At 62.1% G+C, this 15505-nt stretch carries 15 protein-coding genes and 2 pseudogenes; 7 read left to right on the top strand and 10 right to left on the bottom strand.

The window, feature by feature from the left end; genetic code table 11:
• Positions 1 to 48: 48 nt before the first annotated feature.
• From BSK43_RS07495 to BSK43_RS07485, 3 genes are read left to right on the top strand one after another with little or no spacing between them, the layout of a single operon-like run.
• Positions 49 to 390: a metalloregulator ArsR/SmtB family transcription factor gene (locus BSK43_RS07495; protein WP_136686794.1), complete on the top strand. Its 342-nt coding sequence runs from the start codon at positions 49 to 51 to the stop codon at positions 388 to 390.
• A complete protein-coding gene (locus BSK43_RS07490; RefSeq protein WP_077468513.1) occupies positions 374 to 856 on the top strand; it encodes an SRPBCC domain-containing protein in 483 nt (160 codons plus the stop codon). Before BSK43_RS07495 ends, BSK43_RS07490 begins: the two co-directional genes overlap by 17 nt.
• A 5-nt stretch (positions 857 to 861) precedes the next feature.
• A complete protein-coding gene (locus BSK43_RS07485) occupies positions 862 to 1266 on the top strand; it encodes a GFA family protein (protein ID WP_077468514.1) in 405 nt (134 codons plus the stop codon).
• Positions 1267 to 1274: 8 nt separating this feature from the next.
• Here BSK43_RS07485 and BSK43_RS07480 read toward each other — a convergent pair whose 3' ends face one another.
• The 7 genes and pseudogenes from BSK43_RS07480 to BSK43_RS07450 all read right to left on the bottom strand — a co-directional run bounded on the left by BSK43_RS07480 (position 1275) and on the right by BSK43_RS07450 (position 9449).
• Entirely contained in the window at positions 1275 to 1943 is a 669-nt protein-coding gene (locus BSK43_RS07480) for a hypothetical protein (protein WP_136686793.1), read from the bottom strand.
• Positions 1944 to 2012: 69 nt separating this feature from the next.
• Positions 2013 to 3674 carry a urocanate hydratase gene (locus tag BSK43_RS07475; protein ID WP_077468515.1) on the bottom strand — a complete coding sequence of 554 codons (1662 nt, stop codon included), beginning with the start codon at positions 3672 to 3674 and terminating at the stop codon, positions 2013 to 2015.
• Between the two features lie 42 nt (positions 3675 to 3716).
• Positions 3717 to 4046, bottom strand: a complete 330-nt coding sequence (locus BSK43_RS07470; protein ID WP_068397737.1) for a TfoX/Sxy family protein — start codon at positions 4044 to 4046, stop codon at positions 3717 to 3719.
• A gap of 18 nt (positions 4047 to 4064) precedes the next feature.
• Complete coding sequence (locus BSK43_RS07465) at positions 4065 to 5165, bottom strand: DUF917 domain-containing protein (protein ID WP_077468516.1); 1101 nt, start codon at positions 5163 to 5165, stop codon at positions 4065 to 4067.
• A 6-nt stretch (positions 5166 to 5171) separates the two neighbouring features.
• Positions 5172 to 6442: pseudogene (locus tag BSK43_RS07460) on the bottom strand (Zn-dependent hydrolase); the annotation flags it as partial.
• Positions 6442 to 7824: an amidohydrolase family protein gene (locus BSK43_RS07455; RefSeq protein ID WP_077468518.1), complete on the bottom strand. Its 1383-nt coding sequence runs from the start codon at positions 7822 to 7824 to the stop codon at positions 6442 to 6444. The gene BSK43_RS07455 and the pseudogene BSK43_RS07460, both read right to left, overlap by 1 nt.
• 41 nt (positions 7825 to 7865) lie before the next feature.
• Positions 7866 to 9449, bottom strand: a complete 1584-nt coding sequence (locus BSK43_RS07450; protein WP_077468519.1) for an aromatic amino acid lyase — start codon at positions 9447 to 9449, stop codon at positions 7866 to 7868.
• A gap of 201 nt (positions 9450 to 9650) precedes the next feature.
• Between BSK43_RS07450 and BSK43_RS07445 the strand changes: the two are divergent.
• A pseudogene (locus BSK43_RS07445) lies at positions 9651 to 9830 on the top strand (DHCW motif cupin fold protein); the annotation flags it as partial.
• Positions 9831 to 9931: 101 nt separating this feature from the next.
• Here BSK43_RS07445 and BSK43_RS07440 read toward each other — a convergent pair.
• The 3 genes from BSK43_RS07440 to ubiE all read right to left on the bottom strand — a co-directional run bounded on the left by BSK43_RS07440 (position 9932) and on the right by ubiE (position 13113).
• Positions 9932 to 10435 (bottom strand): sugar O-acetyltransferase, encoded by a 504-nt coding sequence (locus BSK43_RS07440; protein WP_246662512.1) that lies wholly within the window; start codon positions 10433 to 10435, stop codon positions 9932 to 9934.
• Between the two features lie 264 nt (positions 10436 to 10699).
• Positions 10700 to 12274, bottom strand: coding sequence for a 2-polyprenylphenol 6-hydroxylase (gene ubiB / locus BSK43_RS07435; RefSeq protein WP_077468521.1), 1575 nt, complete (start codon positions 12272 to 12274; stop codon positions 10700 to 10702).
• 62 nt (positions 12275 to 12336) lie between these two features.
• Complete coding sequence (gene ubiE, locus BSK43_RS07430) at positions 12337 to 13113, bottom strand: bifunctional demethylmenaquinone methyltransferase/2-methoxy-6-polyprenyl-1,4-benzoquinol methylase UbiE (protein ID WP_077468522.1); 777 nt, start codon at positions 13111 to 13113, stop codon at positions 12337 to 12339.
• Positions 13114 to 13255: 142 nt separating this feature from the next.
• On the opposite strand from ubiE, the gene mutM reads away from it, so the two are divergent.
• The 3 genes from mutM (at position 13256) to rpsT (ending at position 15417) form a co-directional block, all read left to right on the top strand.
• A complete protein-coding gene (gene mutM / locus BSK43_RS07425) occupies positions 13256 to 14146 on the top strand; it encodes a bifunctional DNA-formamidopyrimidine glycosylase/DNA-(apurinic or apyrimidinic site) lyase (RefSeq protein WP_077468523.1) in 891 nt (296 codons plus the stop codon).
• Positions 14147 to 14175: 29 nt separating this feature from the next.
• Positions 14176 to 14949: an enoyl-CoA hydratase gene (locus BSK43_RS07420; protein WP_077468524.1), complete on the top strand. Its 774-nt coding sequence runs from the start codon at positions 14176 to 14178 to the stop codon at positions 14947 to 14949.
• Between the two features lie 192 nt (positions 14950 to 15141).
• Positions 15142 to 15417 carry a 30S ribosomal protein S20 gene (rpsT, locus tag BSK43_RS07415; RefSeq protein ID WP_068397713.1) on the top strand — a complete coding sequence of 92 codons (276 nt, stop codon included), beginning with the start codon at positions 15142 to 15144 and terminating at the stop codon, positions 15415 to 15417.
• The last annotated feature ends 88 nt before the right edge of the window (positions 15418 to 15505 follow it).

Genomic DNA, 15505 nt, shown 5'->3' with positions numbered 1-15505 from the left:
GCGTATATTAAACCAATAGGTTAATTAACTTCTTGGTTTATGATCCTCATGGATACGTTGAGCATGACCCTCTCAGCCCTTGCTGACCCGACCCGCCGGGCAATTCTGGCGCGGCTTTCGAGCGGTGAGGCCTCGGTTTCCGAGCTGGCGGAGCCGTTCGATATGTCCTTGGTCGCCGTGTCCAAGCATCTGAAGGTGCTGGAGAAGGCCGGTCTGATCTCGAAAGGCAGGGAAGCGCAATGGCGTCCCTGCCGGCTGGAGCCCAAGCCGCTGAGGCAGGTGGATGACTGGCTGGAAACCTATCGCCAGTTCTGGAACGACAATCTCGATCGCCTGGAAGCCTACGCAGCTCTATTGCAAAAGGGAGGAGCCGATGACAGCAACAAATGATGGCGGTGACCTGCGCCCGCAGCGCGAGATCGTGCTGACCCGCGACATAGCCGCGCCGCGCGCATTGCTGTTTCGCCTCTGGACGGAGCCGGAGCATCTGATGCGCTGGTGGGGGCCGCAGACCACGACCGCCTCTTCCGTCTCCGTGGATTTGCGCGAAGGCGGCGCCTGGCGGCACTGCATTCTTACGGCAGAGGGTCGGGAATATTGGAGCCACGGACGCTATCTGGAGATCATTCCACCGGAACGCCTCGTATTCACCTTCGCCTGGGAAAACCGGGAGGGCAAGCCCGAGCATCCGATGCAGGTCACCGTGGAATTTCGTGAGCTTGGCGAGAAGACACGCCTCGTCTTCCGCAAGGCCCAACTGCCCGATGATACCGAACTGAAGCTGCAGACCGGCGGCTGGGAGCAGGCTCTCGACAAATACGTCGCTTACGCAGAAGCCACCTCAAGGGAAGGATGAGAGTGATGAAGAAGACCTATCACGGAAGCTGCCATTGCGGCGCCGTCAGCTACAAAGCCGATCTCGACCTGCAGGGCGGCACGTTCAAATGCAATTGCTCGATCTGCAAGAAGAAGCGGAATTGGTTGGCTGTCGCCACACCCGCCGATTTTCACCTGACCTCAGGTGAGGAGAGCATCGGCGAATATCAGTTCGGCCAACGCGTCCTGCATCACCTCTTCTGCAAGAACTGCGGCATCAGCTCCTTCAACTGGGGTGAAAATCCAGCGCTTGGCGGCAAGTTCTATGCGATCAGCATCAGCTGCCTGGACGATGCCAGCGACCAGGAACTGGCCTCGCTCCCCGTGGGGTACTTCGATGGCCGCGACGACCATTTTGACAGGGCGCCCGAGGAAACGCGCTATCTTTAACGTAGGACTTAGCCCTTGGTGGCCAGCCAGATGACATGACGCGCGCCGCTCTTGCCATTGGCGCGCGTATGGACCACTTCGGCGGCAAAGCCGCTCTCGCGCAGGCGCCTCGTGAAGCGCTCGTCCGGTCCGGAAGACCAGACCGCCAGGATGCCGCCTGAGCGCAGCGCGCCATGGGCAGCCTTCAGCCCCTGATAGTCGTATAGGCCGTCATTGGCCTCCGACGTGATGCCATCCGGGCCGTTGTCGACATCGAGCAGGATGGCGTCGTAACTCGCCTTGCTCGCGCGGATGAGCGGGCGGACGTCGCCCTCATGAATGGCGACGCGGGGATCGTCAAGGCAGCTGTCGAAGACCGTTGCCATCGGCCCGCGTGCCCATGCAACGACGGCCGGGACCAGTTCCGCGACAGTGACCTTGGCATCCGTGCCGAGTTCGCCGAGTGCCGCCCGCAGGGTAAATCCCATGCCGAGGCCGCCGATCAGCAGATGCGGCGCCTTGCGGCCCTTGATTTTCTCGCAGGAGAGCGTGGCAAGCGCGCGTTCAGAGCCGCTCAGGCGACTGTTCATCAGCTCGTTGGTACCAAGCATGATGGAAAATTCCTGGCCGCGCTGCTTTAGCCGCAGCTCGCCGCCGCCGGGGATTTTCGCAGTGTCGAGCAAGGTCCAGGGGATCACGGGCAACTCTCACGCTTGTTGGAATCGCCCGGGACCATAGTCTTTCAATGTCGGCAAGAACAGATGCCGCTATCCCAGCCGGATATAGGGCACATCCTTTTTCGCAACTTCATCAAGCGCTTCCTCATAGCCGGCATCGGCATAACGCATGACGCCGAGCGCCGTGTCGTTGGTCAGCGCGTGATCGAGTCGCTCATCAGCGGCTTGCGTGCCGTCGGCGACGACGGTTACGCCGCAGCTTGTCATGTAGCCGGCATAGCCGCCGCCGCCGGAATGGACGACGACGAGATCGGCCATGGACGAGCAGAGCATCATGGCGTCGATCAGCGGCCAGTCGGCAATCGCGTCGGAGCCGTCCTTCATGCCCTCGGTCATGATGTTCGGATGCGCCATGGCGCCGGCATCGAGATGATCGCGCGAGAAGGCGATCGGGCCCTTCAGCTCACCGCTTGCCACAAGCTCGTTGACGCGGCGGGCAAGTGTGGTGCGCTCGCCATGGCCGAGCCAGGCGATACGCGCCGGCAGGCCTTCGAAGGGCACATGCTCGCGGGCAAGGCGGATCCAGTTGGTGACGATCTTGTTGTCCGGGAACATTTCCAGCAGCAGGTCGTCGATGCGGGCGATGTCGCTTTCCTCGCCGGAGAGCGCCATCCAGCGGAAGGGGCCGATGGCGCGGCAGAAGAGCGGGCGCAGATAGGCTTCGGTGAAGATCGGAATGTCGAAGGCATTCGTCACACCGCCTTCCTTCGCTTGCGTGCGGATCAGGTTGCCGTTGTCGAAGACTTCGGAGCCCTTTTTCTGGAAGTCCAGCATGGCCTTCACATGTTCGACGATCGAGGCGCGGCTTGCCGCCATCAACTGGCCCTGGCCATCGTCGCGCAGGTCTTTGACTTGGGTGAGGCTCATGCCCTTCGGCACGTAACCATAGACGAGATCGTGGGCCGAGGTCTGGTCCGTGACGATATCGGGCACGATGCCGCGCCGGGCGATCTCGGGATAGATCTCTGCAGCATTGCCGACGAGGCCGACGGAAAGCGCCCGTTTCTCCTTGACCGCGGCGTCGATCATCGCCAGCGCGGAGTCGAGATCCGGCGCGATCTCCTGCAGATAGCCGATTTCCTGGCGCTTTCTGGCGCGCTCTGCATCGATATCGACGCAGAGGATCGCGGCACCCGCCATGCGGCCGGCGAGTGGCTGCGCGCCGCCCATGCCGCCAAGACCGGCGGTCAGAACGAAACGGCCGAAGAGGTCACCGCCGAAGCGGCGCTCGGCAATGCGCATGAAGATTTCATAGGTGCCCTGGATGACGCCCTGGCTGCCGATATATTGCCAGGCACCTGCCGTCAGGCCACCCCAGCAGATCAGACCCTTGCGCTGCAGCTCGTAGAACACCTCGGCCTTCGCCCACTGCCCGACGATGTTGCAGTTCGCCATGATGACCAGCGGCGCCTTGTCATGCGTGCGGATGAGGCCGATTGGCTTGCCGGATTGAATGAGCAGCGTCTGGTTTTCGTCCATCTCGGTCAGCGCCTTGACGATGCCCTTGTGTGCCGCCCAATTGCGCGCAGCTTTGCCAAGTGCGGCGTAGACGATAAGATTGTCCGGGTCTTCGCCGACCGAGAGCACGTTTTCAAGCAGGCGCAGCAGGGCTTCCTGCCGCCAGCCCTTGGCGCGCAGCTCCGGGCCGCCCGGTATAGGGAATTTCGGATGACGTGGATTGGCTTTCGGCATGGATTTCCCTTCCCTGTTTTCTTTGTTGTTTCGGTGGCCCGGCTATTTCGGCGGCAGGCCTTCGACGAAGTCCAGCGCGGCCAGAAGCAGCCGCTTGCGCAGCATGTCGTTGCCATAGGCTTCCGGCCCGGCACGCAGCCACCCCTTCATCTCGCGGCCGCCCATCAACATGGTTTTGACGTCATGCTGCTCCAGCGCCCAACTATCATTGCCCTTGCCGAGACGGATCAGCATCCCGTCGACACGGGCACCGCAGAATAGGTGGCCGTTGAGCAGAAAGGCCCAGCCGCCGAACATCGCTTTCTCGCTAAGCCCGGGGCGTTCCCCGAGCTCTTCTCTCAGCAGTTCTTCGAGACCGGCGTCGCGGGCCATTCAAGCCTCCTGCGCTCCTCAGCCCTTCTTGCCGGCGAGCGCGTATTTGGCGATCTCGATCCCCATGGCCTTTTCGACGGAAGGATAGACCGTGGGGTCGAGCACGCTGGCGGATAGCGGAATGATGTCCATCGGCACATGCAGGATGAAGACGTTCATGCCTTCGTGCAGCTGGCCGACGCTCAAGGGCTCGCCTTCCGGCGACAGCGTCGTGATGACGGAGGGGAAGGTTGCGAGACGCTTGCCGCCGATATCCTCAACGGCCATGTATTCGTTCATTACGTGCATGATGACGGCCTTGTCGCCGCTGCCGACCGTAACGGTGCCGATATCGAAGGCTTCCTTCGTGTAGAAGACTTCCTTCTTGGTGATGGTGCCTTCGGCCAGGATATGGCCGCCGGTCGTCTTGCAGATGGCGTCGATGACGGCGCTGCCGCCCTTCTTTTCCGCCTCGATGATCGCTTCGCCGAGCGAAAGCGCCATGGAGATGCCGCCGAGGGCTGCATGTGTGCGGACGTAAGAGGCGCGCAAAGGATTGCGACAGGAGGCAATGAAGCCGCCGGACTGATCGGATGCCGCGCGCAGGATCGGCGAAATCTTCGCCGTCGCACCCTTCACGACCAGCTCGATATAGCGGTTCTCGGCGCGGTTGCCGCCGACGGCGGTCTGGATCATCTGTTCAGGCGAACCGGCCATGCCGATCGAGCCCATATCACCGGTCGGATGGGCGCGGATATCGCCGACGGCATCCACGACCTTCGTTCCGAGGATGGCTGAAGGAAGCCAGCCGTTCAACGTCGAGGACTTGCCGTTCTGGCCGATGATCAGGCCGGAAAGCTTCTCGCCAAGCTCGTCCTGTAACAGCTGCGCGGCCTTGACGTAATCGATGCCCTGCATTTCCCAGGGAGTCGTGGAGGCCGGCGCGCCGATGGCGGCGGCCGTCGCGATCCAGTCGTTGTCGTTGAGCTCGTCGATCGACACCAGCTCGGGCTTGCCGACATTTACGGCTGCATAGCCGAGCATGCGGCCGTGATCGGCCCAACCGCCGCCGCCGGCGGCATAAACCGAGCCACCCTTGACGGCCGCTTCCACATCCTTGGCAACGAGTACGCGTCCCATTGGCTACTCCCGGTTCTGTTTGAGGTTCTTGTCCATGTCGCGCACCGCTTCGAAGAGCACGGCGGCACCCATGGCGATATCGTCATTCTCGGCCCATTCCTCGGCGCAATGGCTGCGGCCTTCCTTGCAGGGCACGAAGATCATGGCAGCTGGCGCGACCTTGGCGATCCAGGCCGTGTCGTGGCCGGCGCCGGAGGCCATACGACGATGCTTGGCACCAACGGTCTCGCAGGCGCGCTCGAGCGTTTCGAGCAGCACGGGAGCGCCCGGCGTCGGCATATTGTCGGAGACGCGCAGCGGCGGGTTGATCGTCACGCCATAATCGGCGGCGATGGTTTTCACCTCGCCGTCGATCCAAGCGAGGAAATCTTCCATGTCGCTGCGGATTTCGGCGCGTCCGTCGATCAGCAGCACGACCTTCGAGGGCACGACGTTGGCGGCATTCGGCTCGATGCGAAATTCGCCGACGGTTGCGGCGAAATGGCCCGGCGTCTTCGCCTGCTCAGCCGCCCTCTGCCGGATATCCAGCACGAGCTGCGAGGCTGCCACCAGTGCATCCGCGCGGCGATCCATCGGCGTTGTGCCGGCATGGTCGGCACGGCCTTCCACCGTGATCTCGATGCGGGTGATGCCGGCGATCGCGGTGACGATGCCGATATCCTTGTTCTCGGCTTCCAGCACCGGGCCCTGCTCGATATGCAGCTCCAGGAAGCCGGCGAGATCCGGGCGCTTCTGGGAGAGCAGCACGGAGGGATCACCGCCGACTTCGGCAATGCCCTGCGACAGCGTGCGGTCGCGCTCATGCGGGAGAGCCAGGCCTCGGGGATCTGCCCGGTCATGCCGCGGCTGCCGATGCAGGAGACGCCGAAGATGCTGACTTCTTCAGCCAGGAAATCGACGATCTCCAGATCATGGTCGAGTTCGATGCCGCGATCCTTCAAGGAGTGGGCGACTTCGAGCGCTGCAATGGTGCCGGCGATGCCGTCGAAGCGGCCGCCATCGGGAACGGTGTCGGAATGCGAGCCGACAAGGATCGTGCCGAGGCCGGGTTTCGCGCCGGCGCGACGGCCGATCAGATTGCCGGCGGCATCCATGCGCGTCGTGAGGCCGGCGGCCTTCATCCGCGCCTCGATATAGGCGCGGCCTTCCAGAAAGAGCGGCGAGAAGGCGCGGCGCGTCCAGGGATGGCCGGGCTCGGTAATGCCGGCCAGCGCATCGATATCCTCAGCGATACGGTCGGGGTTGACGGGCAGGTTGTGGCGCTTGGCGTCGGTCATCAGGCAGCATCTCCGGCAATGATTTGGCGAGGCAAGGGGCGCACGAAGCTGCCTGAGCCGGGCTCGGCCAGCACCTTCTGTCCCTCGGTGATCTGCTTGCCTCTAAGGTAGGCGGCCGACACAGTCCAGGGCAGGCGGATGCCATTATAGGGGCTCCAGCCGACGACATTGTTGCCGCTTGCGGCTGCGTCATAAACCATTTCGCGCGGCTCCAGCACGACGATATCAGCGTCCTTGCCGGGCGTCAGCGCGCCCTTGATGTGATCAAGACGGAAATGCTTAGCCGGATTCTCCGCCATCAGCTTTGCGGCCCAGGTGAGCGGCACACCGCGTTCGAGAGCCCCCTTGACGAAGAGCGGCACCATGACCTCCAGACCCGGCACGCCGGAAGCGTTTGCCAGCATGTCCGGATTGGTCTTGCGGTTTTCCGACCAACTGACATGGTCGGTCGAGACCAGCCAGACATTGCCTTCCGCCACCTTGCGCCACAAGGTTTCCACTTCGGCGCGCGGGCGGATCGGCGGATTGATTTTCGCCTTGCCGCCCAGACGCCGCACATCGTTTTCCTCGTCGAGCGTCAGATAGTGAATGCAGCATTCGACGGTTGCCTCGAAGCCGTCGCGGCGATAGGCGCGGGCAATATCGTAGCCGCGGCCGAGCGAGCAATGCACGACATGCGCCGGGCAGCCGGTATCCGCACCCGTCTCGAAGATCGTGTGCATGGCAAGCAGCTCGGTGATTGGCGGACGCGAGAGGCCGTGAGCGCGATAGTCGGTGACACCGCTTGCCTTCACCTGCTCCATGTAGGTGCGGACCGCCTCGTCATCCTCGTTGTGGACACCGGCCGTCAGCCCCGTCGGCGCAATCGCGGCAAAGCAGGCGTCGAGCAAGGCAGGCGGGATGCGTGGGAAGCGCTTGGGGTCGGTGCCGAAGGTCGAGAATTTGAAGGCGGCGACACCGGCCTCGACCATTTCGGCGATGCGCGCCGGGCCTTCTTCCGGGTCGATCGTGCCATAGAGGGCGAAATCGACGCGCGCCTGCGGAGAGGCGTGGTCGATCTTTTTCTTCAGGGATTCAGCCGAGCAGACGAGATTGCCTTCGTCATAGGGCATGTCGACGATGGTGGTGACGCCGCCGGCAGCCGCCGAGCGCGTCGACCAGATGAAGTCTTCCTGATCCTTCTGGGAGAGGGAGTGGGTTTGCGCGTCGATTGCGCCAGGCAGGATCAGCGCCTTGCCGAGCAGATGCCGCTCGCGCGCCGCTGGCGGCACGCCGATGCCGACTTCCGCGATCTTGCCATCGCGCACGGCGACATAACCCGCTTCCACGATGCGTTCAGGCAAAACCACGGTGCCCTGCAGAACAAGATCGAAATCGGCCATGTGCATTCTCTCCGCCGGTCGGTTGGTTCAAGTCTGTTGGTTCAGATGGCGACTGTGTCGCGATAAAGCCGCTCCTCGACACGCTCCAGCGAGCCGAGCGCGAAGAAATCATCATAGGCAAGGATCGGCTTGTGGGCGATCATTTCCGAAATGAAGGCCTCGGAAGCGAGTTCCTCTTCGATGGCCTCGACCTCGGCCGAAAGCGGGCGGTCGACCACATAGAAATCCGCATGCTTGCGCACGACGTCATAGAGCATGCGCGCCACGCCTTCCGGCTTGTCGCCGAGAATATCCATTGCCTGGGCTGAAAGCAGCGCCTCCAGAGCCGCCAGGCGCTTCAGCGCCCGCATCTGCCGCTCGAAGCGCTCGATGACCAGCGGCAGGAAGGCGGCCTCGTCTTCCATGCCGCCCGCGACGACAAGCGACTGCGCCGAGACCGGATTGGACATGGAGAGCACGCGCGAGAAGATCTCGCCCGCCAGCTTGATGATCGGCCCGAAGCCGGTGGCGATCTTGCCCTCTGGCACCAGATTAACCGGCAGGCCGCGCCGCTGGCCGTTGCCGAGCAGGACGCAGCGATTGAACGAGTTGCGGGCCGCGTGGGCCATGCAGATGACGGCAGCTTCCAGCAGAATGGTGACGTCGAGCGGCAGAGAGCCGCCTGATGTCATCACGCGTCCCTCGACGATGACGGGGTTGTCGTCGGAGCGGCCGGTTGCGGCCAAGATCTTGTGACCGGCCGTCAGCAGATTTTCGATGACGGCGCCGAAGACCTGTCCGATCATGCGCAGGCTCAGCGGGTCCTGCACATGGGTCGCGACCGGCCAGGGCCATTCGTCCGAGGCATTGCAAAGCCAAGCGCCGATCAGCGCTTCGCGGGCGGTGCCGACATGGCGCACCGCGATCCACGGATCGCGTGAGGCCCCCAGAGCGCCGGCAGCCATCATGGCAGTGGCAAGCAGCACGCGGATCGAGGAAGCGGCGTTACGGGTGGTCTCGGCTGCAGCGGCGAAGCTCACGGCATTGACGCTGAGCGAAGCTAGGCTGTCGCGCGGCAGCATCTTCACGGGAGCGATGCCGGCTGCATCGAAGGCATCGGCCGCCTGCATGCGGCGGCCGCGATAAACGGCTTCACCGACGCCGGTGAGGACCGCGCCGATCTGACCCATCAGACCGATATCGGCGCAGCCAATCGAGCCGGTGCGCCGGACCACGGGAGTGACATCGGCACGTAGCAGCTGCAGATAGGCGTCGATCAGCTCCTGCGAGCATCCGACTTGCCCCGTCAGAGCGGTGTTGACGCGGATCGCCATGGCATTGCGAACGACCGACATCGAAAAGGGGGCGCCCGTGCCGAAATGGTGGGCGCGCACCAGGCCGAGATTGAAGGCGTCGAGATCTTCCGGCGACCACTCGACATCCTTCATGGCCCCGACGCCGGTCGTGGAACCATAGACCGGCATGCCGGACTGGATGGTGCTTTCGAGGACGCCGCGCGCCAGGCGCACCCGCGCCATGCCGCTTTCCGATGCCGAAGGAAGCGCGACGCCTGCGCCGATCCGAACCAGATCGCTGAACCCCAAGGGCTGCCCGGTGAGTTCAATGCCGGCTCTCTGACGCTCCATTGTCGTTATTCTCCTTTTTCGCAAGGCTATGCGAGCCTCATCGCCAATGGGATATCCCAAATAGCGAACACCTCAATCGACGTGCATGGAAAAACACACGCAAGGCATGCTGTGGCACCAGCAAATACGCATTATAGCTGAAAACAGGTGCTGTATTGACCAATAGGTTTATCCGACTTTTCATCCCGCACCCAGTCATGCGCCGACCACTGGTGCCATCGCGGTCACATCATCTATGTGCTTGAGGGAGAATTGATCTCGGAACTGAAGGACGGCCGCGTCTCGATCCTGACGAAGGGTATGGGCTATCAGGTATCCGATTTCGGCGATGCCGCGCATCGCTCGTCGACAAAGACAGGCGCCAAGCTGTTCATCGTCGACCAGCGCCTCCGCATAGAAGTTTTAGCGATTTGGTTTGACGCACAGGCTTGCTTTCGAGCTGCTGTCCGCCGAGGCCGGTTGCGACCCCTCGCGGAGTTTCTTTAGTCCTCGGCGATGGAGCGAATGGCCCGCGCGGGATTTCCGCCGACGAGGGTATTCTCGGGAACGTCCTTGGTAACGACCGAACCCGCTGCGACGACCGAATTCTCGCCTATCGTGACGCCACCGACAACGATCGCACCGGTTGCGATCCATACGCCTTTCTCGATCACAATGGGTTTTCCGATTGTGGCGGCTCGCCGCTGCGAAGGTTCAAGAGGATGGCCCGCTGTGATGAGGCTGACGTTTGGCCCGATCATGACATCGTCGGCGATGTCGAGGCCGCCAAGGTCATAGAAAGTGCAGTTCTGATTTACGAAGACATTGTGCCCAACGCGGATTTCGTTCCCACCGGCGGTAAAAAATGGAGGAATCAGCAAAAAGCTTTCATCCACCTTTTTACCGATAAGTTCGCTGAACAGGATGCGGACTTCATCCATGTCGTTGAACGTCAAACGATTGAGTTTGGCGGTAATGGCCATCGCGCGTTTGACGTTCGCCAGCATTGCCGCCGATTCCGGCGTCCGGCCGTAAATTATCTTGGTGCGGTCGTCGTTTGGCATTCGCTATCTTCCTCAGACCACGGTGAGCTTGAGTTTCGCCGTACGATGGCGGCGATGTAGAGATTCATGAGCCTAGCCACAAAGTGGCGAGACCGGAATCCAACTTATGCCAAAACTCGACGGGCGCCAGACGCTTCAACTATGGAATGAGGAGCTCGATAATTAGCTCAAGCAAAGGCGCCTTAAGCGCCTGGCGCTCGAAACAGATCAGCTCAGATGCCAGGCGATATAGATAAGCGCCAATGCGATGACCCACAGCGCAAGGCGGCCGGAGCGGCTGTGCTTGGCCTCGGCCTTGCCGATCGCCTCGGCAGTCTGCACGTCGAAGCGCAGGCCGTTTTCGCTCATATGCAGCAATTCATGATGGAATTTCTCGGTCTTGGTGGCGATCTCAGGAATAGCCTCTGCCAGCTTCACGGCCGCCTTCAAGCCGTCCTTGAGGTCAGCTACGATGCGCTTGGGGCCGAGATTGTTGCGGATCCACTCGCCGACGACAGGTTCCGATGCCTTCCACATGTTGAAGCGCGGATTGAGCATGCGCGACACGCCCTCGACCACGACCATGGTCTTCTGCAGCATGACCAGCTCCGGCCGCGTCTCCATGTCGAAGAGCTCGGTGACCTCGAAGAGCAGCGTCAGCAGCTTGCCCATGGAGATCGTCTCGGCCGGCTGGCCATGGATCGGCTCGCCGATGGCGCGGATCGCCTGGGCAAAACTCTCGGTATTATGGTGAGCGGGTACATAGCCGGCTTCGAAATGCACCTCGGCGACGCGCAGATAGTCCCGCGTGATGAAGCCGTAGAGGATTTCGGCAAGGAAGCGCCGCTCCTTCTTTCCAAGGCGGCCGACAATACCCATGTCGACGGCGACGATCATGCCGGCGGCGTCAACGAAGAGATTGCCGGGATGCATGTCGGCATGGAAGAAGCCGTCGCGCAGCGTATGGCGAAGGAAGGACTGGATCAGCGTGTCGGCGAGCGTATCGAGATCGTGGCCGGCCGCCTTCAATCCCTCGACGTCTGACATCTTGACGCCGTCGATCCACTCCATGGTGATGACGTCGCGGCCCGTGCGCTCCCAATCGACCTTGGGAACGCGGAAGCCGGGATCTTTTTCGGTATTCTCGGCGATCTCGGAAAGAGCGGCTGCTTCCAGCCGCAGATCCATCTCGACCTTGGTGGTCTGCTCGAGCGTCCGCGTCACTTCGACCGGCCTTAGGCGCCGGCTGGAGGGGAGGAAACGTTCCTGCAGGCCAGCGACGAGATACATCGCCTTGATATCGTTGACGAAGCGCTGGCGGACACCGGGCCGGACGACCTTGACGGCCACGCGCCTGCGGCCTTCGGCGGTCTCGATTTCAGCCGGATGTACCTGCGCTATCGAGGCGGCGGCGATCGGCTCGCCAAAGCTGACATAGAGATTGTCGATCCGCCGGCCGAGCGAGGATTCGATTGCGGCAGTCGCCGTCGCCTGCGGGAAGAAGGCCATACGATCCTGCAGCTGCGACAGGTCGTTTGCCATGTCGACGCCGACGACGTCAGGCCGCGTCGCCAGGAACTGGCCGATCTTCACGTAGGAAGGTCCGAGCCGCTCGACGGCTTTTGCGAGCCGGTCGCTGCGGGCCTGGCTCTTGGCGCGCTTGCGGGCAAACATGCCGACAAAGGATTTGGCGAGGCTCACGGATGGCGGCAGGCCTTCCGATGGAAGCGAAATGACGACGCCTTCGCGCACGAGGACCCAGCCGACCCTGAGCAGGCCGAAATATGCGTTGAAGGAACTCATAGCGTCTCAAGGTCTCGGGGATGGGAGGCCGTCAGTCGCGCCGCGTCGCTGGACATCATGCTTCAGAGCTTCCAGCCGGAGTGTACTGCAGCGATGCCGCCGGTATAGTTGGTGAAGCTCACGCGTGAGAAACCAGCCCCGCGGATCATCGTCGCGAAGTCCTCCTGGTTCGGGAACTTGCGGATCGATTCCACCAGATACTGGTAGGGCTCGGCATCGCCGGTGATGGCCTTGCCGAATTTCGGGATGGCGTTGAAGGACCAGGCATCATAGACGCGGTCCAGTAGCGGCAGGTCGACTGCGGAAAATTCAAGCACGAGCAACCGGCCGCCGCGCTTCAGCACCCGATGGGCTTCCTTCAGTGCCACGTCGATATGCGGCACGTTGCGGATGCCGAAGGCGATCGTGTAGGCGTCGAACGAATTGGGCTCGAAGGGCAATTCTTCGGCATTCGCCTCGACGAAGGTCAGGTTGTCGGAGAGCTTCTTCTTTTCCGCGCGCTCAGCCCCAACGGCGAGCATCGAGCCGTTGATGTCGAGCACGGTCGCATGCGCCAGACGGTTGGAGGCCTCGACGATGCGGAAGGCGATATCGCCCGTACCGCCGGCAACGTCGAGTGTCTTGTAGGTCGCATCCTTGCGCGGATTGAGCGCCGATATCATCGCGTCTTTCCAGGCGCGGTGCATGCCCATGGACATGACGTCGTTCATGACGTCGTAGCGCTTGGCGACCTTGTGGAACACCTCGTTGACGAGGCCCTGCTTTTCGCCATCGGCTACTTCGCGGAAACCATAGGATGTTTCCATGCCGCCATCGGCGGAGGTGCGGCTGTCTGCCATCGGCTCAACTCCGTTACATAATTCAGTCGCGGACCATGGCGAAATCGCGTTTGCCACGCTATCTCATCAGCCAGATCACCATCCGCAACGCCTTGGGCTATAGCCCAGATCATAAGCGGTTGAAACATAAAGATGGATAGCCATGCCGGAATTACCAGAGGTCGAAACCGTCAGACGCGGGCTGGCGCCTTCCATGGAGGGCGCGGTTCTGCAGGCGCTGGAGCTGCGGCGCAACGATCTGCGCTTTCCGTTCCCCGCCGATTTCGCGCAGGCCGTGTCAGGCCGCGGCATCACGTCGCTGTCGCGCCGCGCCAAGTACCTGCTGATCGACCTGGAGGACGGGATGACGATCGTCTCGCATCTCGGCATGTCCGGCTCCTTCCGGGTCGAGGCTGATGTAGTGGCCGATGCGCCCGGCAACTTCCATCACCCACGCTCCAAGGACGAGAAGCACGACCACGTCGTCTTCCATCTGGCGGGTGCAAACGGTGGCGCACGCGTGATCTATAATGATCCGCGACGCTTCGGTTTCATGGATATCGTCAGGCGGTCGGATATTGGGAGCCACCCCTTCTTCCGCGATCTCGGTCCGGAGCCGACGGGCAATGAACTGGGCGCTGATTATCTGGCCGCGCGCTTTGCCGGCAAGGCGCAGCCGTTGAAGAGCGCCTTGCTCGACCAGAAGAACATTGCCGGCCTTGGCAATATATATGTCTGCGAGGCACTGTGGCGGTCTCATCTGTCACCCTTGCGCGCCGCCGGTTCGCTGGTCACCGACACCGGCGGGCCAACCGGGGAATTGCTGACGCTGGTCGCTGCCATACGCGATGTCATTGCCGATGCGATCGCTGCCGGTGGCTCGTCCCTGCGCGATCATATCCAGACGGATGGGTCGCTTGGCTATTTCCAGCATTCATTTTCCGTCTACGATCGTGAAGCCCAGCCTTGCAGTACGCCCGGTTGCAGCGGTACGGTCGGTCGCATTGTTCAGGCGGGGCGCTCCTCTTTCTATTGCGCCACCTGCCAAAGCTGATTGCCAAAGCTGATTGAAGGGAGAGAGACATGGCCTACGAAACCCTCATCGTCGAAACGCATGGGGCCGTTGGCCTCGTCCGGCTCAATCGACCGCAGGCGCTGAACGCGCTGAACTCCACCGTATTGTCCGAGCTGAAGCAGGCCTATGCCGCCTTCCATCAGGATGATGCGATCGGCGCGATCGTGCTCACCGGCTCGGAAAAGGCTTTCGCGGCCGGCGCCGATATCAAGGAAATGCAGCCGCTCGATTTCATCGATGTCTACAAGAACGATCTGATGAGCGGTTGGGACGAGGTCGCCAAGGTGCGCAAGCCCGTTATCGCGGCGGTCAGCGGTTTCGCGCTTGGCGGCGGCTGCGAGCTCGCCATGATGTGCGATTTCATTATTGCCTCCGAGACGGCGAAGTTCGGCCAGCCGGAGATCACCCTCGGCGTCATCCCCGGCATGGGCGGCTCGCAGCGGCTTACCCGCGCCGTCGGCAAGGCGAAGGCGATGGATCTGATTCTGACCGGCCGCATGATGGATGCCGCAGAAGCGGAACGTGCGGGCTTGGTGGCGCGTGTCGTACCGGCCGACAAGCTGCTGGACGAGGCACTGGCCGCTGCCGCCAAGATCGCGTCGCTGTCGCGTCCCTCGGTGCTCATGGCCAAGGAAGCGGTCAACCGCGCGCTGGAAACCACGCTTGAAGAGGGCTTGCGTTTCGAACGCCGCTTGTTCCACAGCCTGTTCGGCACGGAAGATCAGAGGGAAGGCATGGCTGCCTTCATGGAAAAACGTAAGCCTGCGTTCAAGAACCGGTGAGCGCAGGAATCCGGAATTACGAGCCTTCGGCAAGAATCCGCGTTGACGCCGGGGCTCATTCCGGTTATATGCCCGCCACAGTTTGGAAAGCCGCTCTGGTTTTCCGCAATTGCTCCCGCATTGCTGGATGAAGTGGCCGCAGGGCCCGCGCTGCAACGATGGAGTTATGTTCGAATTCTAAGAGAGGCATACATGGCCAATACTACCTCGGCGAAAAAAGCGACCCGCAAGATCGTACGCCGCACCGAAGTCAACAAGGCTCGTCGCTCGCGCGTTCGCACTTTCGTCCGCCAGGTCGAAGAAGCCATCGCATCGGGTGATGCAGATCTCGCAAAGGCAGCTTTCCTTGCCGCCCAGCCGGAACTGGCTCGCGCAGCCACCAAGGGCGTGCTTCACGCCAACACGGCTTCCCGCAAGGTTTCGCGTCTTGCCAAGCGTGTGAAGGCCCTTTCGGCCCCGACCGCATAACTTTCTATTAACGACTCGATCGTTAGACTTGAAGCCCGGCCCTTGCGCCGGGCTTTTTGGATTCTGACAAAAAAATGCCGTATTGCCA

It is taken from the genome of Rhizobium sp. P44RR-XXIV, assembly GCF_001999485.2.
In the GTDB taxonomy this organism is placed as follows: Bacteria; Pseudomonadota; Alphaproteobacteria; order Rhizobiales; family Rhizobiaceae; genus Rhizobium.
This window is presented reverse-complemented; position numbering and strand designations above follow the sequence as displayed.